A 24,807-nucleotide genomic window follows, 5' to 3' on the forward strand; every position below is an offset into this window, starting at 1 on the left:
CTCCATGTTGCGTTTGAAACCATGACGCGCAGCCTCTCGCGGGCACGAAACAGCGGATAGCTTCTTCGTGGAATACTATAACATGGGACCCAACAGCTGGGTCCTTAGCGGTCCACATCAAGGCCCCGACGCGCCGCAGGATGCTCGTATCATGAGCCTCATGCAGGGATCAAGGATGGATTGGGGTGGGAAAACTGTCGTGTTTCGGCAAGATCCATCGAAACGGCTAGGCGCGCACGGCCGGCCTTTTTCTCTTTTCACGCCGCCTTCGGTTCATCTGGTTCAGGTATTCCCGATCCAACAGGTGGCACTTGAAAGGCTTGATGACCTCGCTCACTTCCCACTTGGGCCGGTTCACGTCCTGAAGCAGTTCCTTGATGCTGCTCCAGGTCACCGGGCTGTAGAACTCACAAGACGCCCCCTCATTGAAAAATTCACAATGCTGCTGACTCACATACTTTTCGTATTTCTTGCAATACTTGATCTTCATAGCACCCTCCTGGGCTTCCTTCACAGCTTGTCTTTACGACGAAAACACTTTTTTATCACAAAGTAATCTTAAGCACAAACCGTGCCGAAGGCAACCGTACCGTGATGCTCTTTCATGCGGGGTGGATTTTCGAACCGGAATCGCCGCGTAAAGGGCGACATTTTCCTTTACAAGCCTCACGGGAACCGCTATAAGGTGCCCGCGTGTAGGCCAGTAGCTCGAACGGCTAGAGCACCGGACTCCAAATCCGGGGGTTGGGGGTTCGAATCCCTCCTGGCCTGCCAACGACATCAAGGGGGGTGCCGTCAGACGGGTGGACCCTCCGATGCATCACAGACTGCCTTTCCGATTCTTCATCCATCCCCAGCTAAACCTCAAGCGCAACTTCCTCCGTATCTGTCGTGTTTTCGAGCCAATAACATGGTCCAGGATGTCGCGTGGGTCACTGCCTTTTTGGTGTTGGTAAGTTAAGCCTACCTAATTTGTCGCATCCGGCGGTTCTCGTCTACGGGCTTGATTTAAAAAAGCTTCATGCGAATCAACTTGGCCGGGGTCGGGACATTCCACTGGACTCGGAACCCCGATGGCTCCAATGGCGCATGGGCGAGTGGAGAAAACGTTCTGGAAAGCCACTAGAACACGGAAAAACAAGGGCATCGAATTCGTCTGAACAAGGCACCGACCTATATCGACGGGCTGGACGATATTCTGGAAGGAGGGCTCCCGCGAGGGCGCACCACCGTGGTCCGGGGTGGCGCGGGATCGGGAAAGACCCTTTTGGGCCTGGAATTTTTGTACCGCGGCGCTTCGCACGGGGAACCGGGGATCTTTTTCGGCTTTGAGGAATTCACTCAACAGCTTCGAGAAAACGGCGCCGTTTCGCGCTGAGCACGGAAAAGCCTCAATCAGCAAAACCGGCTCGCGCTGCTAGACGAGCGCATCGAGCCGGAAACTGTCATCAGCGGAGACTTCAGCCTAAAGGGGCTGTTGACCATCGCTTGGGGGATGCAGTCAACAATGAACGCTCGACGCATCGTCATGGACGCCCTTGAACTGGCTCTGCGCCTCTTCGATACCCCGCAGACCATGCGCAACGAATAGCATGCCCTCGGCGCTGGTTTCAAACGGCGGGGCTTTCGGCCGTGTTCACCATTCGAAAACCCCGCAGAGGGTCTTCGGTCTGGGAGGCGATCTTTGATTCCCTGGCTGATTGCCTCTTGTGCATGGATGCCCGAGTGGACGCGCAGATCACCACGAGGCGACTTCGCGTCATCAAATACCGAGGATCCAATTTCGGCCGCAACGAGTATCCCTACACCATCGCGACCGGCGGCTTGCGCCCATTTCCACTGTGGGACTTCGACACAAGCCCATGGGACAGCGCAACCACCGATATGTCGCGCCTGGACGACGTGCTGGGCGGCGGGTATCGGCGCGGAGCGTGCATTCTTTTTGCCGGGTTGCCCGGGACCGGGAAGACCCTTTGGCAAGCACCTTTGTGGCTGAAGCCTGCGGCCGAAGCGAACGGGTTCTCTACATCGGGTTTGAAGAATCCGAGGCGGTGATGCTGGAGTATGCCCGCAGTGCTGGTCTGGAACTGAAAATGCAAAGCGATTCTTGTCGTTTGTCTTTTCTTGTGCACTATCCCGAGGCCATGGGGGCGGAAGAGCATGACGTTCCAGCCATGGAGCGCATTCAGGCGTTTTCGCCCGCCCACGTCGTGGTGGATGCCATTTCGGCTTGCGAGCGCATGGGCGGAAAGCAGGCTTCCTATGAATACCTCATGCGTTTGCTCAATGGGTGTGAGGAGCGGGGCATCACGGTGTTTTTGATCAACCAGCTTTCGGGGGCCATCGGCTATGTGGAAATTTCCGGCAACGAAATCTCCTCCATGGTCGATACCGTCCTCGTTCTTCACTACCAGCCATGCTCCGGCGAAACCAAGCGTGTCCTTCAGGTGTTCAAATCCAGAGGCTCCAAGGATTCCAGTGTGAAGCACCCATTCGTCATCACCGGCGCCAGAATTCGTCTTCTTGACCCCTATGTGGGCCAAGGCGATGGGCTCACCGGCACACTGCGACAGCGCCAGGAACTCAAAGACCGTCTGAAAGCACAACGCCTCGCCTTTGGTATTCAGTTGAAGGAACTGGAACTGGAGCGATTGCGCCTTGCTCAACATGTCGTCCACACCGGCAACTTCGCTCCATGGAGCCGGAGAAAGTCAGGAATAGGTTGTGACGCGGCACGCTCAAGATGTTCAAGACATTCAGACTCATAACCATAAGCCCAGGTATCGATTGCGCCTTTTCGTCGCCGGCGACGAGCCCAATTCGGTCAAGGCCAAGGCGATGCTGGCTCGGTTGTGCGACACGGTCCTACGCCACAACTGTCAGGTGATCGTGGTGGACGTTCTTCAAGATTATCAGGCGGCCATCGAGTATCACGTAATAGTCGTGCCAACTTTGATGGTGGAATGGCCGCCGCCTGTGCGAAGCATTCTCGGGTCTTTGACCGATGAGGACAAAGTGGTGGCCGCTCTGGGACTGCTCAAAGATGGAGGCGCGCCATGAGCGGGGACGGGCCTCTGGCGGATGTTCTGAGGGAGAGACTTGCCAGGGCGGAAGCGGCCCTGGAAGCCCTGCGGCGCGGCGAAGTGGACCTGGTCATCGGTGTAGATGCACCTTTAGTGGTGCGATTCCGTCATCTTGTGGAAGAAAATGAACGCCTGGCCAGGGAATGGCAGGCGACCTTTGACGCCCTCAACGACGCCGTCTGGATCATGGATGCCGATCAGCGCATTGTGCGTTGCAACAAGGCAGCGGAACACATCGTCACACAAGATGCCACAGCCGTGATCGGCCGCCCATGCTGGGAAATCCTCCACGGTCATTCAGAAATCTCTCCAGATTGCCCCATGCGTCGCCTGCGTCACACGCTGCAGCGGGAAAGTCGGGAAATGTGCCTCTCGGGCCGATGGTACCATGTGACGCTGGACCCGATTCTGGATGAGAATAAGGGCCTTGTTGGAGCCGTGCACGTCCTGCACGACATAACGGATCACAAGACCGCCCACGAGGAACGAATCAGACTTCAGGAACAACTCCAGCAGGCGCAAAAACTGGAGTCGGTCGGGCGATTGACGGGCGGTGTCGCCCACGATTTCAACAACTTGCTGATCATCATTTTAGGCTACGGCGACATGGTCCTCAGCAAGCTGCACCCTCAAGATCCCATGCGGCAATGGGTCAAGGAAATCCTAGGCGCAGCGAACCGCGCCGCGGCCCTCACCCGCCAGCTTCTGGCTTTCAGCCGCAAACAGACCCTGCAACCCGTCGTCTTGAACCTCAACGATGTGCTGCGCAGTCTGGACAAGATGCTTCGCCGGCTCATCGGCGAGGACATTGCCCTGGAAATCTCTTTGGCGAAAGACCTTGCGCGCGTGGTGGTGGATCCGGGACAGATTGAGCAGGTCATCATGAACCTGGCGGTCAATGCCCGCGATGCCATGCCTCAAGGCGGCACACTGCTCATGGAAACCGCCAACGTCGTCTTAGACGATATCTACGCGTCCACCCATCCCGAGGTCACACCCGGGCACTACGTGCGGCTGAGCGTCACGGACACGGGCTGCGGCATGAGCAAGGAGGTTTTGGACCGCATTTTTGAACCCTTTTTCACCACCAAGGAAAGGGGGCGAGGAACTGGGTTGGGGTTGTCGACGGTCTATGGCATCGTGAAGCAGTCGGACGGCAGCATTTTTGTTTACTCGGAACCGCACCGGGGCACAACTTTCAAGATTTATCTACCGGCCACCGAAGCCGAAGCAGGGCCTGTGACGGCAAGGGCCGGCCAGGTGTACGCCTCCGATAACGGGGAACACATTCTGGTGGTGGAAGATGACGAGAGCCTTCGCACAATGATGGCCAGCCTTCTTTCCGAACTCGGCTACAAGGTAACCACTGCGGCGAACGCCGGGGAAGCTTTGCTCCTGGTGGAGGAGGTCGGCTTGAATCCCGACCTCATCGTCACCGATGTGGTCATGCCAAACATGAGTGGCAAGCAGTTGATGGATCGGCTTCAACGCACGCGCCCCCACCTCAAAGCGCTCTATATGTCCGGATATACGGACAACGCCATTGTCCACTACGGCATTTTGGACCCCGGAACGGCCTTCATCCAAAAACCTTTCACGCGAGAGGCCATTGGAGTGAAGATTCGAGAGGTTTTGGGCAAGGGCTTCACGGAGCCTTTTTCCGGACCTTCCGGTACGCGCTGAGGTTCGCGGACGCCTTTGCTGCTGTCCGCGTGCCGACGGTTAGGCTGTTGAGCTTTTACAGAACCCGGGAGCGCGCCCAGTAAAAGTCCTCATTCTCTTTGAAGATGACGTAAATGCTGGAAAACCCGAACATGGAATAGCTGCGGATGCTCTTGACGCCGGGAATACCCAGCAGGGCGACGGTCAAAGGGTAGGTGATCTGATCTTCCACGTCCTGGGGCGATCTCCCCCTCCACCCCGTAAAGACGATTTGCTGGTTTTCCCCAATGTCCGGAATGGCGTCCACCGGTACCGGATCCCGGGGGAGCCATCGCAAATTCTAATGAAAGGTTGCCACCACGATGCCCCGGGCCACCGCCGCCAGAACAATCAAGAAAACCACGATCTTCATTTCCAGGCAAAACCGGATCAGCCGCGCAATCCAGGAGGATCCGTTGGTTGTTCTTTGGGTATGTTCCGTCGTTGTCATCTCGCTCGGTTCCTGCCCTTTTCAGTTCGTGGGGTTTCCAATGGGCCCGGCCGTTGTGTCACGGCCGTCGTCGGCTGCTCTGCGTCATGCGACCCCATAGATCACAGTACTGCATCGGCTTCCGCTTATGCGGATCCACGAGTCTGGCCCCTCTCGAAGACCCATTGGGTCTTCCCGCTTGCTCCCCTGGGATGGGAGCGTACATGCCAGGAGCGGCTAGGCACATTCCCGAAGGTTCTCTATGGGCTCCCGCTTGCGCATGAGCGGCGCTGTCGTGAATTGCCGCCATACATGCGGGACCTCTCGTCGATATGGAAGAGTAGGCAGGACAGCCTCCCTTAACCCTAGATCGGGCACACACCCTCGCCCATGAACGAGCTGCCAGGTCTTGCTGTCATCCCCGCCAAAGCGGGGATCCAGTCTCTGTTGTAAGCTATGGACTCCCCCTTGCGCGCCACAATGCTCCGCGGGGAGAGCTCCATCCATCCGCGGACCATACACCCCCTGGGTGAATATTCACATGCGTCTCCCCCATTGTCATCCCCGCAAAAGCGAGGATCCACAGTTTCTAGCCATAACCTTTCTTACCCATGGTGTGTAGGATTCTAGATCTACCGGCCCTTGCTGCTAGAGCATTGCATAAAGATCACGCCTATCTGGATTTTGTTTCTCGATCAATTCGATCTCCACTGTCGCCTCAAATTCTTAACCCTCTTCTCTCTTGTGATGGCTTCCCTGGCAGACTGGTATACTTCGAAATAGACACGCATCTTGATTCCATACATTTTCTTAAACCCCTCGACAACGCCCTGTTTATGTTCCCACACCATCCTTTTAAAAGCAGACGTCACTCCCGTGACCGATCACAGAGGTTAAACTTTTCGCTGGCGTCGTGAGCCGGCATTTGTTTGGATGCTGTTATGGATACGACAGCACCAGTTTACAACATCTGGGGCCGCAGCCTCTACCGGGCTGCCAACTGGATTCGGGGGGCTGAAACCAAAGGCCGTGACACATATGACCGTAAAAACCAGCGGGCCGAACCGGTCAAGGCGGTGTTCTCTATCCGTTCACCAGGGATTTCCGGGAGGAGCTTCGTGGCTGACCAGGGCCCCATCACTGCTGACGGTCGTCCACTTCATCCTCTACAAGCAAAGGGCACCGCCTGCGGGAAAACCCGCAAGGGCACTGTCCCTAAGAAATGCCGGAGCGGCTTCGGCTCCCACCTCTGCGCCCTGGTGGCCAAAATCGGCGCAATCGACCGCAGCAGCCGGGAGACCATCCAGAGCTTCTGCCCCTCGGTGCCGGGCGTCAAGCTCATCCTCGGGGCTATTGAGAAAGTTATCGACCGGGCGTTCAAGACCATCCTCTCCCATGACGAGGCGATCAGAGATAAAGCTCGCAGCATGAAACCTGAATCCGTGAGAGCCACTACATTCCCTCATTCCCACAGGGGTGTTTCTTTGAAAAAATCGCCATAGGCACTCCTGCATAACACAAGACAGGGTCAACACCCTGTGTTCTTTCCTGCGATCTTTGAAAAATTAGCCCATTTCGGCGAACCGTGCGCGGACTTATCCAGCCGGGTCGTTGCCACCATTTCAAGATAGGTGAGGTTGATCCCAGGCTCTTCGGCGGCCATGAACCGATAAACCTTCCAGAAGGCGTCATAGGCACGGCAATGTCGGCTGAATCTCAGCTTCAGCCGGCGCCCGCTTTCTATCAGCCGGGAGGCGCGGTAGACCAGTTCCTGTATCACCGCCTTGATACGTCGTCGTTTGACGGCCTCACGGATCGGTGACCAATTCCCCACCAGGCCAAGCTGGCCGTTAAAGCGCGAAATGTTCTAGGTCAGGCCGGCAGGCACCATGATCAAGGCAGTGGTGGCGAACTTGCCTGACGGTCGACGATCTCGATCCATGTTCGTCTTGAATTCGCTGTGGAACGACTCGCCGGCACCGTGATTCTGGTCGAGCTTGATGATCTCCTGTTCCGGTAGGTCAAAAGAGGTCCACCAGCCTTCCACTTTGAACTCCTGTAAAAGCCGCCGCTGACCGTAGCAGTCGATGGTCCGTTCCGTCACTCAGAGCACCAGGCGGCGACTGATTTATTGTCCTTGGCGTTCCTCAAGCTGGTTGTCGCTGAAGACCACCCCCCGCTGGCCTTCCCTGGGGGTGGTGAGCTTGCCCTCTCGCAGGCCCTGCGCGAACAAAGCCTCGCCGTCCTGCTGGCGGGACTTCCACTTCAGGATAGAGTCAACCTTGCGGCGGTTGAGCCCCTCTCTGGTTTCAAGGGTATCGTGGGCGGAATCAAGCCTGAGCAGAAGGGGGCTCTTGGTCAACACTCTGGCCCGCGCCGGTGATTCTTGCAGAAAGGGGATAAAATTGTTCTGGCTGTGCTGGCTCCCCTCCCGGAACTCCAGTTTGAGACACCAACCTTCCTCACCACGGTCGGCGAAAATGGGAGCGTAACCATAAAATCCTCGGTCGGTGTAACCTATTCTCTCTTTTTTGGTACCGGAGTTGTCCAAGCAGAACACATCCATATCCAAAGGGACATAGCCGCCGGTCGGCGGAGTTATTCTGCCCTTGACCCGCTGGATGAATTCGGTTTAGGTTAATAAGACTATCGGCTGCGCCGCTTCCGTTATCTCATCAAGTCGCCGGTGTAGGGTCTCGGCCCAGGGTAGGCGTTTCAAGCCCATGGACTCGTGAAAGAAACGATCCTCCTGCATGTAGGTGATGGCCTCGTCATCGCTCTTGCCCAAGGCGAGCAGCCCGATAGGGCTGCGGACCATGTCGATGTTGCTGATTTATTTTTCCGGTATGGCTCTTTTTAGCTTTCCGTTCAGTTTGGTGAAGCGGTTGCCTCCCAAGCCGACCAGGGCCGGCCCGGAATAGGAGGTGTCGAATTCGTCCTCCGATCTTTCAATGATGGATGTGCGCATTTTGGGCACCCGTTGAGTATGATTTTTGGCGGGTGCACATTACCCTATATTTATATAGATCAACTGGATTCCGGCCGCGTCTATTTGTTCGACGCGGATGAGACCAGCCTTAATCTGGTCGCCCACCACGGAATAGACCCCCAAGGTCTCGCAAAGGTAAGCATCCGAGCGGGATTTTCCGGTAAAGCGGCGAGAACGAAATCGTTTATCGCCCGGCATGTATCCGAATTGGAGGCCAGGGAGCGGGTCCATCTTCTCGGGGAGCGAGGATTGGAAGTTGTTATGTGCGTTCCCTTGATAACCAAGGACAGGGTCCTGGGGGTCATGAACCTGTCCGCCAAAAAGGATATTGTGCTGGATCATGGAAAGATCGATCTTCTGACCACTATCGGGAACCAGATCGCTGTGGCCATGAAAACGCAAGGCTTTATAAAGACATGGAAGACAAGGTAGCAGCCCTTGAGGAACAGGAGAAGATGATCACCTTTTTTACCTATTTGAACTCCCACGACCTCAAGACTCCTGCTGCCAGTCTCTATGCCCTCGCAAACCGGCTGAAGGAAAAATACGGCCCAGGCCTCGACGCCAAGGGAATGGAGTGCTGCGATCTGATTTTGAGGACCGCCCGCCAGATGTTGGCCTTGGTGGAGAGGACAATGCCTACATGGCTGCCAAAGAGGCGCCCCTTCATGTGGAAGAGATCCCTGTCGGCCACGTGGTGGAAAGGATTGTGGGGGAGTTCTCCGAGCAACTGGGTGGGCGTCGGATCCGGGTGGTGGACGCAGAAGGACTGCCTTCGGTTGTTGCGGACAGCGTGGGCATGACGCGCGTCTTTCGCAATCTCCCTAACAATGCTCTGAAATACGGCCGAGACGGTCTTTCCGAGCTGTGCATCGGATACCAAAGTGTCGGGTCCCATGTTATAGTATTCCACGAAGAAGCTATCCGCTGTTTCGTGCCCGTGAGAGGCTGAGCGTCATGTTTTCAAACGCAACATGGAGGTCATCATGCTTGTAAGAATACACAAAAGAGCTCGAACCACCCCGGCCATCCGCAAGGAGATCCAGCAGTCCACCCTATCGGAGCGAGCTTTAGCCACCCAGTATGGGATCACCAGAGCCACCGTGCGCAAATGGAAACACCGCGACAGTTGTGAAGACCGCCCCACGATGCCCAAGACTTTGCATACCACGCTTTCGGCCATCCAAGAACGTGTGGTGGTCGAGCTGCGAACCACCCTGTTGCTCCCACTTGATGACCTCCTGGCCGTTACCCGTGAATTCATCAACCCGAAGGTCTCGCGTTCAGGACTCCATCGCTGCCTTCGCCGACACGGGGTGGCCAACCTCAAGGAGCTTATCCCACAGGAACAAGGTCCTAACAAGGCCGTTACCAAATCATTCAAAGATTACGAGCCCGGTTTTGTCCATGTTGACGTGAAGTATTTGCCGCAAATGCCCGATGAAACCGCCCGCAAATACCTCTTCGTCGCTATTGATCGGGCCACCCGCTGGGTCTTCTTTGAAATCAAGGCCGACAAATCCGCTGCCTCGGCCAGTTCCTTCCTCAAGAACTTGGTGAAAAAAGCACCTTTTAAAATTGTCAAAGTGCTCACCGATAACGGCAAAGAGTTCACCGACCGCTTCTGCGCCACCGGCTCACGCAGGCCCACCGGCAATCATCTCTTTGACCAGCTCTGTGCCCAATACAATATCCAACACCGCCTCATTAAACCCAACCACCCTCAAACCAACGGAATGGTCGAACGATTCAACGGCCGAATCCATGAGGTCTTATCGCAAACGAGGTTCCATACGGCAGCTCAACTAAAAGAAGCCTTGACTCACTATCGCCGGCTCTATAATCACCACATCCCCCAGAAAAATCTCGGCCATATAACCCCGATTCAGGCACTCAAAAATTGGCAACAAAAAAGACCTCAACTTTTTGTGAAATCGGTCCATGACTTTTCGGGACCTGACACCAAAGGAAGGAGGACTTTTATGTATTCTCCTTTGCGGACAACGGGTTAGGGTTACATGAGGAAAACAGTGAAAGGTTTTCTGAGCCTTTCGAGAGAAGAATGAATTCAAAGGGGATAACCGCGATGCGCATGGGGCTGGCGATTGTCCAGGAGATGCTGAAGCGGCACGGGGGCCGGATCTGGATGGACCCGAACACACAAAAGGGCGTCAGGTTCTATCTCTCCACCTCCACAGACCCGAAACCGGACCCGCCGGAACTGCCTATTCCAGAAGACGCCTAAAATTACCTGCCTGTGTCACGCCCTAGTACCACAGCGGTGTTTCTGGAAAATGGCATCACGGCAACCAGAGGCTTTAACATGAAGGAAGATACAAAATATTTGCACAGGCACAGACTCTCCGATCTGAGATGGCATTCTCTTGAAGCGGAAGCGGTTTACAAAAAGCTTCAGAGTCGGCCGGAAGGGCTGGATGACGAGGAGGCAGCCGATCGGCTGCGGTTTTACGGTCCGAATACCCTCCCCCTGAAAGAGCCCCCGGGCATCTGGACGATTCTGCTGCACCAGGTACTCAATCCGTTGATTTTTATTCTCCTGGCTGCTGCTGTTGCATCCGTGGCCATCGGTGAGGCCACCGATGCCATATTCATCCTGGTGGTCATCGCCTTGAACAGCGGTTTAGGCGCATACCAGGAGTATCAGGCCGAAAGGAGCGCGGCCAGTCTGCAGCGTCTGCTCAAATTCAAGGCGAGGGTGCGGCGAAGCGGCAGGGAAAACGAGATCCCTTCGGAAGAGGTGGTCCCCGGCGACATCGTGCTGCTGGAGTCGGGAAATAAGGTCCCGGCTGATCTGCGTCTCGTTGAGATCCATGGTCTTGCAGCGGACGAAAGCTTTTTGACCGGCGAATCCATGGCGGTTGAAAAGCAAATAGGGCGTCTCCCTGAAGAGACCCGCGTCAGTGATCGGAGGAATATGGTCTTTGCCGGATCGACCATTACCAATGGAAGAGGCGCTGGAATTGTTGTCGGGACCGGGATGGAAACGCAGGTAGGCATCATTGCCGAGACCGTCAGCCAGTCGGAAGGCGGGAAGCCCCCTCTGGTGTTGCGGATGGAAAGATTCGCAAAACATGTCAGCATCCTGGTGTTGTTCATCAGCGTAGGGCTGGTGTTCCTCCTTCGGTTCCAGGGCTATGATGCCGCGGCCATTTTCTTCTTCGTGGTCGCCCTGGCGGTTTCAGCCATCCCCGAGGGACTGCCGGTGGCTCTGACCGTGGCCCTATCGATTGCCACCAAACGGATGTCCGGCCGCAACGTGATCGTCCGCAAACTAACCGCCGTGGAGAGCCTTGGAAGCTGTACCATGATCGCCAGCGACAAAACCGGCACCCTGACCGTCAACCAGCAGACCGCCCGCCGGATTGTCCTTGCGGATGGTAGGGCATTTGCCGTTTCAGGGGAGGGCTATATCGGCGAAGGAAAGGTTACGGCCGCTGAGGAAGCCGGAGCCCCCGGGAGCGCGCGGGATCGGCTGGAGAGGCTGGCCCGACTGGCGATCCTGGCCAATGAAGCCTCACTCGTCAAAGAAGATGGGGGCTGGAAGTATTATGGCGACGCCATGGACGTGGCCTTTCTTGCTTTGGGATATAAGCTGGGAATGGATCCTGCGGAAGTGAAACAGGGGGTCGACCTCAAGGGTGTAATCCCGTATGAATCGGAGCGGAAGTTCTCAGCGGCCTTCTACGAAAAGGATGGCGCAAGGCGTGTGGCAGCCAAGGGTGCGGTGGAAACGATCCTGGATTTCTGCACGCGGATGGATCAAGACGGTGACCCTACAGCGCTCGACCGTGAGGTCATCGAGCAAGAGGCCGAGGCGATGGCGGAAGAAGGGATGCGCGTGCTGGCGGTGGCCGGAGGGGAAGCCTCCGCAGCCTCAGCCGACAAGGGCGATGCCGACACGGTCCTTTCCGGACTCGTTTTTCATGGTCTTGTGGGGTTTATCGACCCACTGCGGCCCGAGGCGGCCGAGTCGGTCATTAAATGCAAAGATGCGGGCATTCAGGTCATCATGATTACCGGTGACCACCCCTCTACGGCCGGGGCCATTGCCAGGGAACTGGGCCTCTCCGACGTGGATGAGGTGCCGGTGACCGGAAGTCAGTTGACGGAAGCTGGCACCCCGGACAGCCCTGCATTTCAAAAGTTGGTCTCATCGACCCATGTGTTTGCCAGGGTGTCACCCGCTCAAAAGCTTGAGATCGTGGATGTGTTAATTCGTCGCGGGGAGTTCGTGGCGGTAACCGGCGATGGGGTCAACGACGCCCCCGCGCTCAGAAGGGCCAATATTGGCGTGGCCATGGGTTCGGGAACGGATGTGGCTAAAGAGGTGGCTTCGATGATCGTTACCGACGACAACTTTGCCTCCATTGTCGCAGGCGTTGAAGAGGGACGGTTTGCCTATGACAATGTGCGTAAGGTCATATATCTCCTCATTTCCACCGGTGCGGCGGAAGTGTTGATGTTTCTCGGGGCGATCCTTGCCGGCCTCCCCATTCCACTGCTGGCTGTGCAACTGCTGTGGCTCAACCTGGTCACCAACGGAATCCAGGATGTGGCCCTCGCCTTTGAGGGGGGAGAGCCGGGCGCCATGAAGCGAAAGCCCCGGCGACCCGATGAGAGGATCTTCGATTCCCAGATGATCGGACAGACCCTTGTTTCAGGCCTGACTATCGGCGCCATGGCCTTTGGATTTTGGTACTGGATGATAAACGCCCAAGGCATGGACGAAGCCCCGGCCCGAAACATGGTTCTGCTCCTAATGGTCTTGTTGCAGAACGTGCATGTGTTCAACTGCCGCTCCGAAACGGAATCCGCCTTCCGGACCCCCCTGCGTCGGAATGTCATCCTCATCTTCGGGGTAGCGGCTGCCCAGGGCATCCATATTCTGAGCATGTTCGCACCCTTCATGCAGACCATCCTGGGGACTGAACCGATCGTGTTTACCCAGTGGCTCTCGGTCCTGTTGCTGGCGTTGAGTGTCCTGGCGGTCATGGAGGCGTTCAAATGGGTAATCAGGCATAGGAGGAAGTTTGCGTCTTAGCCGAGCTGTTTGATTAGGAGGGTTTTCCCAATTCCCCATTCATTCGGCGTCGGTATGGCCGTTGCCGGCCCCCTGAGAATCCGCACCAACCGCCGCATCCAGCACACTCAGCCTGCCCCCGTCCAAGCTTCCTGTGGGCGCGGCTATAGTGACCCCGCACTGGACTGGACCAGCCATAAGCCGTCGATTTGGTCAGCAAAAGGGGGTGTGTGCTGGAGGAAAGAGTGGTTAAGCCAGTTCGACAGCAAAGATGGACGGCCAGTCGTCAAAGGGAGATCGTGCTAGAAATTCTCAAAGGCCACATAACCATCGTGGATGTGGCACGTGAGCACGATGTCAAACAGAGCGAGATCCGGCAATGGATCGATACCTTCATTGCCTTCGGGACGCAGGCCCTCAAGGTCCATCCGAAATCCGTGGAAGCGGTCGAGCAGAAGGAGCTGAAGCAGCACCGTGAAAGGATCGGGGAAATGGTGCTGCAGATCGAGGTTTTAAAAAAAGCCGAGGCTATTCTCAGCGAGGAAGAGAGCCCGTTTTACGATTGAAAAGGGAGCGAGAGGCCCAGGGCCATAAAGTGATTTTGCGCAAGGTCGCTGAGTGGGTGGGGGTTTGTGGGTCGACGGTGAACGACAAGCCTCGAAGGTGCAAGCCGGCGGGAGGTGATCGTGGATGGAACAGGCCATCTATCAGCTAATCCGGCGTTGTCCCTGCTATGGCTATCAAAGGATCACTGTCAAGATTTGCCGGCTTATGGGTTTGATTGTCAACAAGAAAAAGGCCCATGGAATCATGCCGCGCCATGGTTGGACCATGTCTCCTCATCATCTATGACCCACTGTTTCTGCTCGGATTCCTGGTGATGTCATCTGCTTGCGGTGATCGACTGTTGGAACCGGGAGGTTGTGGGTTATCGCATCGGCCGGCGACAAAATGCCAAGGTGGCGAAAAGGGGCTTTGGAAGATCATTTGCCGGCTTAACAGAATCAGGCCGCCTCCCGGGGGCTTGCCCTGAGAAGTGACAACGGGCTCGCCTTCACGTCGAAACGTTATCTCAAGCTGGTGCGTGCTTGGGATCTGCGCCCTGAAGACATCACCCCTGGGATGATTGAGCGGTTCCTGGGGCCGTTATTGCCATCCATTCCTTCCGACGCTAAGTCTTATCAACCGCGGCTCGAAAAAGCGCGCCATAACGGCATCCAACGAAGTGAATTACTGCGCATGAATCCCTACGGCAAGAATGTTTTCCGCTGCGCTGTCTTCATCGGAACACGCCAGGCAACTCGTTAGCACCTGGTACACCCCGCTTGCGTCACACACCGCTTCTTGTGGACGTATTGTCACTCTCGTGAAAAAGGTTATCAGCCCCGCCGTCCGCTCGATCATGTTGCGTCCGCACGATCCAGAACGATCGCAACGGCGTCTCCCCCACGAAAGCATCTACATACGGCTTGATATCCCGCAAAGGCGTACCGTCGAGCATACCAACATAGACCACGTGCAACACATTCCCTTCTATCCGCTCCAGCACAACCACTGAAATACCAATGGCATTCGGCCTCCTCGGAGCCCGCGTGGCAAACACACCCCGCTCGACGGTGTCCGGATATGGCAACACCTTGAGCCGATAACCCTCGCTTCGGTGCAGATGGTAGACCAGCGTGATATGCTAAAATCCGCCCATGTCAGCCAGACCCTCGGCATACTACTTCTCGACGACCACCCGCCCTTTGCTTACGTATGCGTACTTCGGCTGGATAGGCGTATCCTTGGGCACTGTGAAAGGCGTGTGAATAGCCACGACGGGATTGTATACAATTGACTCCAAACCACCTCTAGGGCAGATCGACCCTGTCAAGTATATGTCCGACCGCCGCTCACGTCAACGAGGCAATACGAATTGCAACCCCGCATGTGCCGGCGAAAATGTCGGTTTGGCAATAGCTTACTGCAGTCGTCGCATGTGTTTTCCTGCTGACATTTGCAAAATTTGCCGATACGATTGGGATATAGAAACACGTATCCCAGGTGGTTTTTGTCAATGTTTGGCTTTGTCTGTCAAATCTTTGAAAAAAGCTGATGCAGGGAATCGTCGCGCCATAGTTCGCACGAACGTGCCCGTCTTTCCATCGTCGACCACGGGTGCGGCGTGTGGCAAAAATGCAGGCGAGCACGACCGGAGAGTAGAATGAATATCTGCGTTGGAAACCTCTCGTACGATACGACTGAGGCGTCGCTCCGCCAGGCCTTCGAGGTGTGTGGCGAGGTTACGAGTGTCAACGTGATCACGGACAGGTACAGCGGAAAACCGAGAGGGTTTACCTTTGTGGAAATGTCCAACCGTGACGAAGCTATGGCCACCATTGCCGAACTCAACGGCAAGGAAGTCGATGACCGGACATTAAACGTCAACGAGGCTCGCCCCGCCGGTGGCGGCGATTATCGCAGCGGTCGCTCCTGGTAGGGAGATCCAGAACAACAGCCTTACCAGACCTATCCAGATTACCTCAAAAGACTGACGTTGCGTCCGTCTCTTTGCTTTTGATCCATAACCATCCCTTGCTGCCCGCATCCCCAAAACCCATACAAGCTCAATCTGCACCTGGCACTGCCAATCGGATCCGAGGACTGCCACCAGCGCCTTCTTTCCGCTGTCCCGCCAGATCACTATCACGCGACAGTGTTTAGCGGCAGCACAGGTGTCAAAGCTCTCCAGGGAGGGAGGCATGAGGAAGTCAAGGAGAGGGCGCGGACAAACATTGCCACAATCAAGGCCCGTGCCGCGACACGATTCTGCCGACGAGATCAACAGCGCTTAGGATTCGCTTGAGCAGAAAGTAGACACTGACCGTTCCGGCCTCCCCCCTCTTCCTGACCCTCATCTCAAATCTCGCTGATGCTGTCTTTGCCCATGACCTTGATGGCAACTTCATCATGGTCAACAAGGCAGCGTGCCAAAGTGTGGGCTGCACTGAGGACGAACTGCTTCCCATGCCCGTGGCAGACATTGGCGGCACCGACAGCCTCCCGCCGGTTGATCGGCGCACGTTCTCGCTGGCCCTCAAGCCGAAAGAAAAGACCTAGTTTCGCGCAACACGCCGGCGGCGGGACGGCAGCGAATACCCGGCCGAGCGACATCTCAACCGCATTGGAATCAATGGCCGCCCTGTCATCCTTGGGGTCACAAGAAACCTGACCGATCTCGTCCGTGCACAGTACTGTTACCGTGAAAGCCAACGGATGCTGGAGCAAAGCCAGCGCATCGCCCACATGGGCTGCCTTCGACGAGACCCGAGAACCAACGAGGTCACCTGCTCGGGCGAGCTGTGTCCAGTTAGCGGCTGTGATCTGTGTCAGATTGTTCTGAACGTCGACAATGTAGCCCGCCTCATGCATCTGCATAATCGCGATCTGGTCTGGTCCAGCCCACGCTACAACGGCTCCCTTGCCTTCAGATTCCTGATGGCCCGGCTCTTGCCGATGACAATCAGGCAATCTCCGCCCATCACTCTGTCCGCGGGACTGATATTGGTCATCTGCTTCTCGCCTCTGCGGATCCCAACCAGCGTGACACCATATTGCTGACGGAAACGGAGATCGGCCAGTGACTGTCCGAAAATCTTCGAATCCCTTGACACTTTGATCTCCGCAATCTCAAACCGATCCTGATCCTCTGCGGTCTTCTGCGCCCGTAACTCATTGATGCACTTCTCCGCCTCCTTCAGTTCATCCGGTGAGCCCATCAAGACCAAACGGTCAGCGGGAAAAATCCTGAAATCCGGCTCCGGCTCGTAATAAACTTGACCGCCACGACTGACGGCAATGACCGAAACTCCTCTGAAGGACAGTGGAATGTCTCTCAGGGTCTGGCCGGCAGCATAAGCATCTGACCGAACGCGCACTTCAACAAACGATATGGGCCAGTCGACCTGCTTCGGCAGGAAGTCCAGGGCAGTCGTCAGGGCATCGGCGGCCTGTTCCGTAGCATCCTTGAATGGCCGAAACACCAAATGCGCACCTGCTCGTTCGAAATCCCGCGCCTCGGAGTCGTCCCTCGCCGTCAGTGCCACCTTACCCTGATAACGGTTCTCCTTTAGAGTACTGATCAGCGCCAGATTCATCTCTCTGGAGCGGACGGCGCTGATCACCCAACGCGCCCTGTTCAAGGGAAGGTGTTCGTGCATCTCCGGATCGGCCATATCTCCATAAACGACCGGAACACCGCGTGCTCGCCATCTCTCCAGAACGCCGGGATCAAAATCAACCGCCAATACACTCTTGCCTCGCCGCAAAAGATATTCTGCAAGCCCGCTCCCGTAGTTGCCCAGACCAACAAGAATCACGTCGAGCGCCTCGGCGTCTACCGCGGTGTCGATGGCCGCCTCCCGAATTGGGTCCCGCCGTTCGAACAGCCGCAGAGGACCCGAAAGGATATGATAAAGCTGACCGGAGTAGAGGATCATGTAAGTGGAAACGAAGATGGTCACAACTCCCACGAGCGTTATCAGCCCGACGGTTTCATTCGTAATGTGACCGATACTCAGTCCCAACGCCGCAACAATCAGCGAGAACTCACTGATCTGGGCCACCGTGAGCCCGGCAAGGAAGCTAGTCCGCCGACGATAACCCATAAGCCCCATGATGACCAGCACGATGAGCGGGTTGCCGATCAGGACAAACAGCGAGAACGTTAGCGAGGCACCAAGCTGGGAGCCGGCGGCGGACCAGTCCAGTCGCGCTCCGAGATCGATAAAGAAGAACAACAGCAGAAAGTCCCGGAGACTCGTCAATCGGGCTCCGATCAACTCCCGGTAGTCTGTCGACGCCAGCGAAACGCCGGCCAGAAACGCACCCACTTCTTTACTAAATCCAAGAAGCTCACTCCCCGCACCGAGAACAACCGCCCACGCAATTGCAAACAGCGTCAGCATCTCCGGAGAGTGCGCAAGCCTCCTGCAGATGTATGGCAACACGTACTTCATCAACAGCGCGACAACCCCGAGAAATCCAACGCCCTTCGCCCCGATCAACAGAGCCGAGCCCAGTGCCCCCCCGGGATCGGTGGCTGCTGAGCCGAAAGTCGTCAGAGCCACCAGCGCCAGAATCGCAGCAATGTCCTGGACGATCAGAAAGCCGATCGCGATCTGACCGTGGAGCGAATCTATCTCCCTCTTGTCTGACAGGAGCTTAACGATGATGATCGTGCTGGAAAACGTCAGGGCAACCGCTACATAGGCAGCGCTCAGATACGTCATGCCGAATGCAAGTGCGATCAGAAAACCAATGATCGACGTGAAAATAATCTGTCCCAGACCTGTCGCCAGAGCAACCGGGCCGGTTGTGCGGATCAGGTGCAAATCGAGCTTGAGACCGACGATGAACAGTAGGAGCGCTATGCCTATATGAGCCAGCAGCTCGATCTGCTCGTAACTGTGTATGATGCCAAAAAACGAAGGACCGGCCAAAATACCGGTCGCAAGAAACATGATTATCAGAGGCTGCCGCAGCTTCTGGCCGATCATTCCTAGCAGCGTTGCAAGACCCAGAATTGCGGCAATCTCCACAAAGCTGTTCTCACCGGTCATATCACTTCACTCCTCCATGTGGAGTTGACATTATGCGTAAAGTTGAACGCTTGATCAAGGGCTTACTTATCCATAAACTAAGACCTTTAAGCGAAAAAAAATCCCACCTAATGGGCTAACTACTTGGTATGGTAGCGTTATCTGGCGCATCCCATACCGCGCAACTGTATCCCAGAAGGTAGGAGCATCACAATGACACGTACCAAAACCGCGACAAAAAGCAAAGCAACGATTGACGGCGTTGAGGTGACCCACGATACGCTCACAGGCCGCGGTGATTTGAGTCTGTTTGTTCGCCATCTTCGCAACATCCAGATTTTTCAGCAGATCGATACTTTCTTTGGCTCCATGCGTCGCCGCCGCAAGGGGCAGCCGATCACCGAGATTTTTAAACAGCTGCTGTGTTTTTTCATGGACGGCACGAGCCGGCACCTGGTCGACTTCGACGCCCCGGCCAAGGACGCGGGCTATGCCGCTGTCACCGAGTGTGAGCCAGGCAGAATGCTTTCCTCCCACGCCGTCAAACTGTTCTTCTGCCCTTTTTGGCGGCCACGCCTTGAGCTGTTCCGCCACCTTTCGCAGCGGCTGTTCTTGTGGCGTCTTAAGCTACAAGAGCCCGATCGGATGGTTTTGGGCATGGACACCCTGGTCACGGACAACGACGAGGCCCGGGGAGGCCACGGCGTCAAGCCCGCCTCCAAGCGTGTCAAAGGAATTCAGCCGCTGCAGAGGACGTGGCAAAACGACATCATCGATGCGGTCTTTCGTCGCGGAGATCCCCACCGCCACTTCGGCGAGAGGCTGGAGCGGATGGTGCGCCATGTGGTGGCCAAAATCCCCAAGCCCTATCGAGCCGAGGTGGCCACGATCGTTCGCATGGACAGCGGGTTTTTTGACCGAAAGCTTTTCGATGTTTATAAAAATTTGGGCATTGGCAACATCTGTGGCGGCAAGCTGTATGAGCCGAACAAGGCATTTGTGGCCCAAGGCCAGTGAAAACAGGCCGCCTGGGACCGCTACAAGCAAGGGAGCCAGGTCTGGCAATACCTGGAGCTTGGCACAAGGTGCGGTCCGTGGAATCCGTTTCGTCCAGCGCTGTTTGGCCGTCCGCTGTATCAAGATGCCCAGATGCTGCGGCCTTTGGCCCGGCCCGATACAGTGGTGGTCACCAACCTGGGTATGGGACAGAGCATCGATTGAGCGCTCACCAAGGCTCGATACGGTCTACGGCTTCAGGGCCAAGGGATCCTCGCCGGCGACCACGGCCCGGGCGGTGACGAGCTGGGGAGTCGGGCCCTGAAGGATTTCGGCTTCGAGCCGCTGCCTTTCAAGCGCTTTGCCCCCATGCCGCCTTTGAGGCCACGATGCTGGTGACCTTTTTTCTCGACGAGAGCTTCAAGCCCGACGTCTGCGCGCCGGTGGTCGAGCCCGCTGGCTAGGACACCACGCTGCGCCGTAGGGTGATGGACATCGCCGCCAAGATCGTGCGTCACAGCCGCCGTGTGGTGCTGAAAGTGACGGGGGCAACCTTTGAGGCCCTCCAATTCGAGAGGCTTTGGCCAAAAAGCGGGGCGCCGCCCAGATATTGCTGCGGGTAAGAGACGCGCCGCGCCCAAGAGATGACCTGCAAGTGAAGAGGTGTCTCCTAAATGGCGCATATTTGACGATACACTAAACATCAGGGCTCATTCACAAAAAAATGCACAGTTAGTCGCTGAAAGATGGCCATCGGCGTGCCACAATCGACGCTTCGATGGTCAGGGAAACGATCATTGGCTCTGTCTTGCGCCAGAATCGCTCAAATTAGGCATCGGATTCTTCAGCAGAATCTTTCAGACCTCGTACAGTTCCTTGGGACGTCGTTCGCTTCTTTGGCCTGATCGCTTCATCACCTTGTCGGCCTCTTTTTTGCCCTGTTCTGTGGCCTCCAGCTCCTCTGGTTTGGATACAATCTCCAGCGTTTCTTGAGGAAGGCCCAGGTTGGCATCATCCAGCAAGATGGCCCCGGTTTCGTCTATCTTGAGACGCGTAATGCCCGGGTGATGGCGCTCCAGTTCCTCCATGAGCGCGGCAGCTTCAAAACTCGTCGCCTTTACCCCCTGTTTTTGGAAAGACCGTTCCAGGGCATTTTGGAAGGCGAGCGCTTGTCGAAGAACCTGGCACAGGTCCTGGGTGTGGCATGGCTTGGTGAGAAACCGGTAGATTTCCCCCTCGTTGATGGCCCGAATCGCCGCTTCCAGCGTGGCATATCCCGTGAGCATGATGCGCAGAGTGCGCGGATGCCGCTCACGCACCAGGGCCAGAAACTCTGATCCAGTCATGCCCGGCATGCGCTCATCGGAAACGACCACATCCACCGGCTCTTCGCTCAACAAGCGCAGGGCCTCCATGGCCGAATGGGCCGTAAGAATTCGATACGGTTCATGACGCAGCGCCCTTTTGACGGCGCTGGTAAAATTGGGCTCATCGTCCACGAAAAGCACGGTCTTTTTCATGGCTCGCGCTCACCTCAATTTTACGGGCAGCAGGACGCGAATGGGTTCCTGCACGCCCACCGTTTTGGCAAAATTACGGAGTCGTTCCAGTAAAGCCGGTGTGATCTCCTGTCCCTTCTTGATGAGCAGCACGCCCTTGGCACTCAACACATCCTGGCCCACGATCATTCCCAGTTGCAGGTCCTGAATGCTCATGTCCCGCACCTCAAACCGAGCCTCATCCCCCAGGACGTCTTCCAGGGCTTTGAGCACCCGGGGGTCATAGCAGCCAGGCCGCCGCTTCATCTGCAGCAGGGCGGCCGCTCGCGGCAGACCCGCCGATTCCAGAGCGTCGAAGTCCAAAACCACTTTGAGGATGCGAGCCGCCATGGGAATGGCATCACCGTAGCAATCGTCTTTCGGAATACCGGAGCCGTCGAAATGTTTTTCCTGGTACGCGATGATTTCGCTCACATCCTGCAGCCTGGGAATCTTGGCGATGAGATCGGCGCCCACCGAAGGATGCATGGAAAAGAGCTGTGTTTCTTCGGCCGTGAGGGGCTGTCCCGTATAGATCTTGTGCAGCGCTTCTTCGGGCAGAATCACGCACCCGATCTGGCTCAACATGGCGGCCGTCTCCAGCTGCCACAATTTCTGGACCTGCAGGCGCCGGCCTATGTCTACGGCGTAGCGGCGAACTCGGGAAGCCCGCCCAAAGGCTTCCGGATTCACCAGACTCAGCACGTCGGCCATCACCTGAATGGCGCCGCGCAGCGTCTTTTCCAAAAGATCCTTTTCGGCTTTCACCAGCCGGTACTGCTGCAGGCCCGCCTGAATGGCCAGGATGAGGGTTTCCAGCGGGCACGGCTTGGTCAAAAATCGAAAAATGTTTCCCCGGTTCACGGCCTCCATGGCCGCCTGAAGATCCGCATTGCCGGTCAGAATCATGCGCACGGTCTCCGGGCTGATTTCGCGCACTTTGCTGAGAAACTGAATGCCATCCATGACGGGCATGCGCAAGTCCGAGATGATGAGCGCAAAGGATCGGTTGTTTCGCACCACCCGCAGCCCCTCTTCGGGGCCCACGGCCGTCTCGATGTCGTAGTGCTTTCTCAGGGTTCTTTTAAAGGACGACAGAATATTGGGATCATCGTCCACGAAAAGGATTTTTTCAGCCATGGCGTCTTCCTATTGTCCTTGGAGGACATTTACGCACGCGTTTTTCCATTCCCTGAGGCGGCCCAGGCATTGCAACTGGTCCAGGTAGGCCGCATCCGCAAGGTTCGGCCCCTGATAGGACGGCCCTCCATGAATGGCGTAGTCCAGCAGATCCGCGGCATGCACCGCCGTCAGCGCACTGAATTCTCGATGGGGACAGCGGCCGGGAAAATGGTGAAACGCTACGGCCTCCACAATATTGTCCGGAAGCCCCCACACTCCCAGCAGATAGGCGCCCAATTCCCCGTGCGTCGTGCCCACCAGGGCTTCTTCGCTTTTCCATAGGGGTTCGCCGGTGGCCTCGCAGCGCTTGCCCACGTCGGCCGCCTTGTCGGGAAAAGCCTGCCAGAGAATCAACTTGCCCACATCGTGGAGCATGCCGGCCATGAAGGCGTCGTCCACGATGATGGGCTCCGCGTGGGCCGCCTGGGCCACCGCTTTGGCGCTCACAGCCGTATTGAGGCTGTGTGTCCACAGCCTGTCCATCTCATCGGCGGGCAGCCCCTTGGCTTGAAATTCGGTGAAAATCTGCGTGGAAATGACCAAGGCTCGGATGATGTTCAGTCCCAAAAGGACCACGGCCTGCTCGGGGCTGCTCACATGGCGGGTCAAACCGAAAAAGGCCGAATTGACCAATTGCAAGATTTTAGCCGTCATGCCGACGTCCCGGGCAATAATCTCCCCCACCCTTCGAATGCTTGGGGCCTCCGATTCCAGCTCTTCCATGATCTGCTGGTACAAAGACGGCAAACTGGGTAACGTGTCTACGCTGGACACCAGGGCTCGAAGGGGTTTTTCCTCCAACAAGGTGCGCAGCGTTTTTACCCGATCGATCGTGCTTTTCAGTTTTTCCGCATCACAGGGTTTGGCCAAATACTGGTGCGCCGACCGCACCGCGCGCATCACAAGATCCTGTTCCGAATACCCGGACAGGGCGATGCGAATGACATCGGGATGCTGCTTTTTAACTTCCAGTAGAAACTGCGCGCCATCGATGCCCGGCATGCGCATGTCTGAAACGACCACATCCACGGGTTCTCGAGCCAGAAGATCCAAGGCCTCTCGAGCTTCCAAGCAGAAGTGCATGGTCCATTCCGTGCGCATGGGTCGCAGCATGCGGCGAAGGGCCTGCAAGACATGGGGCTCATCGTCTACGAAAAGGATTTTCCACGCCACGCTTCGCACCTCCTTGGTGAGCCGTTGTGCCTGATACACTATTCGGCACAAAACAAGGATGCCATGAGACGATTCTTCTTTTCAGCCTTTGAAACGCGAACTCATGAAGATCCGGTGTCCAAGGTACGCCGACCGGGGCTGCGGCCTTATACCATGGGACGACGCGCGGTGGAGCCTGACACGTTGGCCAGTGAAAATGGCGTGGCGATGACATGGATGAGCCGTTCCATGTCTTCCAGGGACTGGCAGGGCATGAAGATGTGGCACAGAGGCCGATAGACGCTGACGGCCGAATCGCCCGTGTCCCACAGAGGCTCAGGCTGCAGGTCCAAGCGCCGCACGCGCTGCAGAAAGGCCACGAGCTGGGCGATAAGTTCCGCCGGGAGGTCGGGCACGCGCGCGTGCACAATCTGCCGTTCCATTTCGAGGCAAGGAAAATCCAGGTACAGGTATAGGCAACGGCGCTTGCTTCACTCAATTCCCGCGTGCTGTTGCTGGTCATGACCACAAAAGGGCGCGTCAGCGCTTCGATGGTCCCCAGCTCGGGCACCGAGACCTGAAAATCCGAAACGACCTCCAGCAAGAAGGCTTCAAATTCTCCGTCGGCCTTGTCCACTTCGTCAATGAGAAGCACGTTGCCGCGCTCTTCTCGAATGGCTCGAAGCAGCGGGCGCGGTTCCAGGAAATGTTAGGAAAAGAAAAGATCCTTAAAGCCATGGATCTGGGCCATGCATTCCTTCAGATCCCGAGCTTCTCCAAGCATCGCGTCCATGCGGTCTTTGAGAATTTGGGAATAGAGCAACTGCTTGCCGTACTGCCATTCGTAGAGCGCCTTGGATTCGTCCAGACCGTCATAGCACTGCAGGCGAATGAGGGGCCGACCAAGGACTCGAGCTGCCGTCTTGGCCAACTCCGTCTTGCCCACTCCTGCGGGCCCTTCCACCAAGAGCGGCTTTCCCAGGCGATCCGCAAGAAAGAGCGTTGTGGCCACTTCCAGCGAACACACGTAGCCTTCCTGAAGAAAGGCTTGCCGCACGGCTTCCACCGAAGTAAATTCGCCTTCGTTCATGATCCCTCGTCACCGTTTCGTAT

The 24,807-nt window shown here is 56.6% G+C and carries 22 protein-coding genes, 1 tRNA gene and 3 pseudogenes; 15 read left to right on the forward strand and 11 right to left on the reverse strand.

The annotated features are described in order from the left end of the window. Positions 1-226: 226 nt before the first annotated feature. A complete protein-coding gene (locus EDC27_RS13540) occupies positions 227-490 on the reverse strand; it encodes a hypothetical protein (protein ID WP_123291178.1) in 264 nt (87 codons plus the stop codon). A gap of 207 nt (positions 491-697) precedes the next feature. Here EDC27_RS13540 and EDC27_RS13545 point away from each other — a divergent pair. The 5 genes from EDC27_RS13545 (at position 698) to EDC27_RS13570 (ending at position 4,766) form a co-directional block, all read left to right on the forward strand. Continuing rightward, positions 698-774 (forward strand) — tRNA-Trp (locus EDC27_RS13545). A gap of 403 nt (positions 775-1,177) precedes the next feature. Next, positions 1,178-1,378, forward strand: a complete 201-nt coding sequence (locus EDC27_RS13550; RefSeq protein ID WP_281273161.1) for an ATPase domain-containing protein — start codon at positions 1,178-1,180, stop codon at positions 1,376-1,378. 553 nt (positions 1,379-1,931) lie between these two features. Then, the gene (locus EDC27_RS13560) at positions 1,932-2,768 is read left to right on the forward strand and encodes an ATPase domain-containing protein (protein WP_170161823.1); all 837 of its coding nucleotides are present in this window, start codon (positions 1,932-1,934) and stop codon (positions 2,766-2,768) included. Further along, positions 2,725-3,060, forward strand: coding sequence for a circadian clock KaiB family protein (locus tag EDC27_RS13565; protein ID WP_123291182.1), 336 nt, complete (start codon positions 2,725-2,727; stop codon positions 3,058-3,060). The genes EDC27_RS13560 and EDC27_RS13565 overlap by 44 nt, the downstream gene beginning before the upstream one ends. Next, on the forward strand, positions 3,057-4,766 hold the full coding sequence (locus EDC27_RS13570; RefSeq protein WP_123291183.1) for a hybrid sensor histidine kinase/response regulator: 1,710 nt from the start codon (positions 3,057-3,059) through the stop codon (positions 4,764-4,766). The genes EDC27_RS13565 and EDC27_RS13570 overlap by 4 nt, the downstream gene beginning before the upstream one ends. 58 nt (positions 4,767-4,824) lie before the next feature. Here the strand turns inward: EDC27_RS13570 and EDC27_RS16945 are convergent. Beyond that, positions 4,825-5,235, reverse strand: a pseudogene (locus EDC27_RS16945) (efflux RND transporter permease subunit); the annotation flags it as partial. A gap of 920 nt (positions 5,236-6,155) precedes the next feature. Between EDC27_RS16945 and EDC27_RS13585 the strand changes: the two are divergent. After that, positions 6,156-6,716 (forward strand): hypothetical protein, encoded by a 561-nt coding sequence (locus tag EDC27_RS13585; protein ID WP_148045772.1) that lies wholly within the window; start codon positions 6,156-6,158, stop codon positions 6,714-6,716. 152 nt (positions 6,717-6,868) lie between these two features. Here the strand turns inward: EDC27_RS13585 and EDC27_RS13590 are convergent. Then, positions 6,869-8,182: pseudogene (locus tag EDC27_RS13590) on the reverse strand (IS1380 family transposase); the annotation flags it as partial. Positions 8,183-8,200: 18 nt separating this feature from the next. Between EDC27_RS13590 and EDC27_RS13595 the strand changes: the two are divergent. From EDC27_RS13595 to EDC27_RS13620, 6 genes and pseudogenes are all read left to right on the forward strand, one after another. Next, positions 8,201-8,635 carry a GAF domain-containing protein gene (locus EDC27_RS13595; RefSeq protein ID WP_123291185.1) on the forward strand — a complete coding sequence of 145 codons (435 nt, stop codon included), beginning with the start codon at positions 8,201-8,203 and terminating at the stop codon, positions 8,633-8,635. Between the two features lie 211 nt (positions 8,636-8,846). Beyond that, positions 8,847-9,155: a sensor histidine kinase family protein gene (locus EDC27_RS13600; protein WP_148045773.1), complete on the forward strand. Its 309-nt coding sequence runs from the start codon at positions 8,847-8,849 to the stop codon at positions 9,153-9,155. 34 nt (positions 9,156-9,189) lie between these two features. Continuing rightward, a complete protein-coding gene (locus EDC27_RS13605; RefSeq protein WP_123291187.1) occupies positions 9,190-10,215 on the forward strand; it encodes an IS481 family transposase in 1,026 nt (341 codons plus the stop codon). 20 nt (positions 10,216-10,235) lie between these two features. Beyond that, positions 10,236-10,448 (forward strand): annotated as a pseudogene (locus tag EDC27_RS16095) (ATP-binding protein); the annotation flags it as partial. 78 nt (positions 10,449-10,526) lie between these two features. Beyond that, a complete protein-coding gene (locus tag EDC27_RS13615; protein ID WP_123291189.1) occupies positions 10,527-13,265 on the forward strand; it encodes a cation-translocating P-type ATPase in 2,739 nt (912 codons plus the stop codon). Between the two features lie 209 nt (positions 13,266-13,474). Then, complete coding sequence (locus EDC27_RS13620) at positions 13,475-13,810, forward strand: transposase (RefSeq protein ID WP_170161824.1); 336 nt, start codon at positions 13,475-13,477, stop codon at positions 13,808-13,810. A 764-nt stretch (positions 13,811-14,574) separates the two neighbouring features. Here the strand turns inward: EDC27_RS13620 and EDC27_RS16950 are convergent. After that, positions 14,575-14,928: a TrmO family methyltransferase domain-containing protein gene (locus EDC27_RS16950; RefSeq protein ID WP_170161846.1), complete on the reverse strand. Its 354-nt coding sequence runs from the start codon at positions 14,926-14,928 to the stop codon at positions 14,575-14,577. Positions 14,929-15,450: 522 nt separating this feature from the next. On the opposite strand from EDC27_RS16950, the gene EDC27_RS13635 reads away from it, so the two are divergent. Both EDC27_RS13635 and EDC27_RS17100 read left to right on the forward strand, forming a co-directional pair. Further along, positions 15,451-15,726 carry an RNA recognition motif domain-containing protein gene (locus tag EDC27_RS13635; RefSeq protein ID WP_123291192.1) on the forward strand — a complete coding sequence of 92 codons (276 nt, stop codon included), beginning with the start codon at positions 15,451-15,453 and terminating at the stop codon, positions 15,724-15,726. 416 nt (positions 15,727-16,142) lie between these two features. Continuing rightward, a complete protein-coding gene (locus EDC27_RS17100) occupies positions 16,143-16,346 on the forward strand; it encodes a PAS domain S-box protein (protein WP_407923355.1) in 204 nt (67 codons plus the stop codon). Between the two features lie 347 nt (positions 16,347-16,693). Here the strand turns inward: EDC27_RS17100 and EDC27_RS13645 are convergent, their stop codons facing one another. Then, a complete protein-coding gene (locus EDC27_RS13645) occupies positions 16,694-18,847 on the reverse strand; it encodes a cation:proton antiporter domain-containing protein (protein WP_123291194.1) in 2,154 nt (717 codons plus the stop codon). Positions 18,848-18,913: 66 nt separating this feature from the next. After that, positions 18,914-19,420: a hypothetical protein gene (locus EDC27_RS15825; protein ID WP_148045775.1), complete on the reverse strand. Its 507-nt coding sequence runs from the start codon at positions 19,418-19,420 to the stop codon at positions 18,914-18,916. A gap of 63 nt (positions 19,421-19,483) precedes the next feature. Here EDC27_RS15825 and EDC27_RS15830 point away from each other — a divergent pair, with 63 nt between their 5' ends. Next, a complete protein-coding gene (locus tag EDC27_RS15830; RefSeq protein WP_148045776.1) occupies positions 19,484-19,843 on the forward strand; it encodes a hypothetical protein in 360 nt (119 codons plus the stop codon). Between the two features lie 836 nt (positions 19,844-20,679). Here EDC27_RS15830 and EDC27_RS13655 read toward each other — a convergent pair. The 5 genes from EDC27_RS13655 to EDC27_RS16350 all read right to left on the reverse strand — a co-directional run bounded on the left by EDC27_RS13655 (position 20,680) and on the right by EDC27_RS16350 (position 24,784). After that, positions 20,680-21,342, reverse strand: coding sequence for a response regulator (locus tag EDC27_RS13655; RefSeq protein ID WP_123291196.1), 663 nt, complete (start codon positions 21,340-21,342; stop codon positions 20,680-20,682). Positions 21,343-21,351: 9 nt separating this feature from the next. Further along, positions 21,352-22,500 carry an HD domain-containing phosphohydrolase gene (locus tag EDC27_RS13660; protein WP_123291197.1) on the reverse strand — a complete coding sequence of 383 codons (1,149 nt, stop codon included), beginning with the start codon at positions 22,498-22,500 and terminating at the stop codon, positions 21,352-21,354. A 9-nt stretch (positions 22,501-22,509) separates the two neighbouring features. Continuing rightward, the gene (locus EDC27_RS13665) at positions 22,510-23,715 is read right to left on the reverse strand and encodes a response regulator (RefSeq protein WP_148045777.1); all 1,206 of its coding nucleotides are present in this window, start codon (positions 23,713-23,715) and stop codon (positions 22,510-22,512) included. A gap of 146 nt (positions 23,716-23,861) precedes the next feature. Beyond that, positions 23,862-24,122, reverse strand: a complete 261-nt coding sequence (locus EDC27_RS16345) for a hypothetical protein (RefSeq protein ID WP_211334911.1) — start codon at positions 24,120-24,122, stop codon at positions 23,862-23,864. Between the two features lie 281 nt (positions 24,123-24,403). Then, positions 24,404-24,784, reverse strand: a complete 381-nt coding sequence (locus EDC27_RS16350) for an AAA family ATPase (protein WP_211334912.1) — start codon at positions 24,782-24,784, stop codon at positions 24,404-24,406. Positions 24,785-24,807: the final 23 nt, after the last annotated feature.

It is taken from the genome of Desulfosoma caldarium (assembly GCF_003751385.1).
GTDB classification, from domain to species: domain Bacteria; phylum Desulfobacterota; class Syntrophobacteria; order Syntrophobacterales; family DSM-9756; genus Desulfosoma; species Desulfosoma caldarium.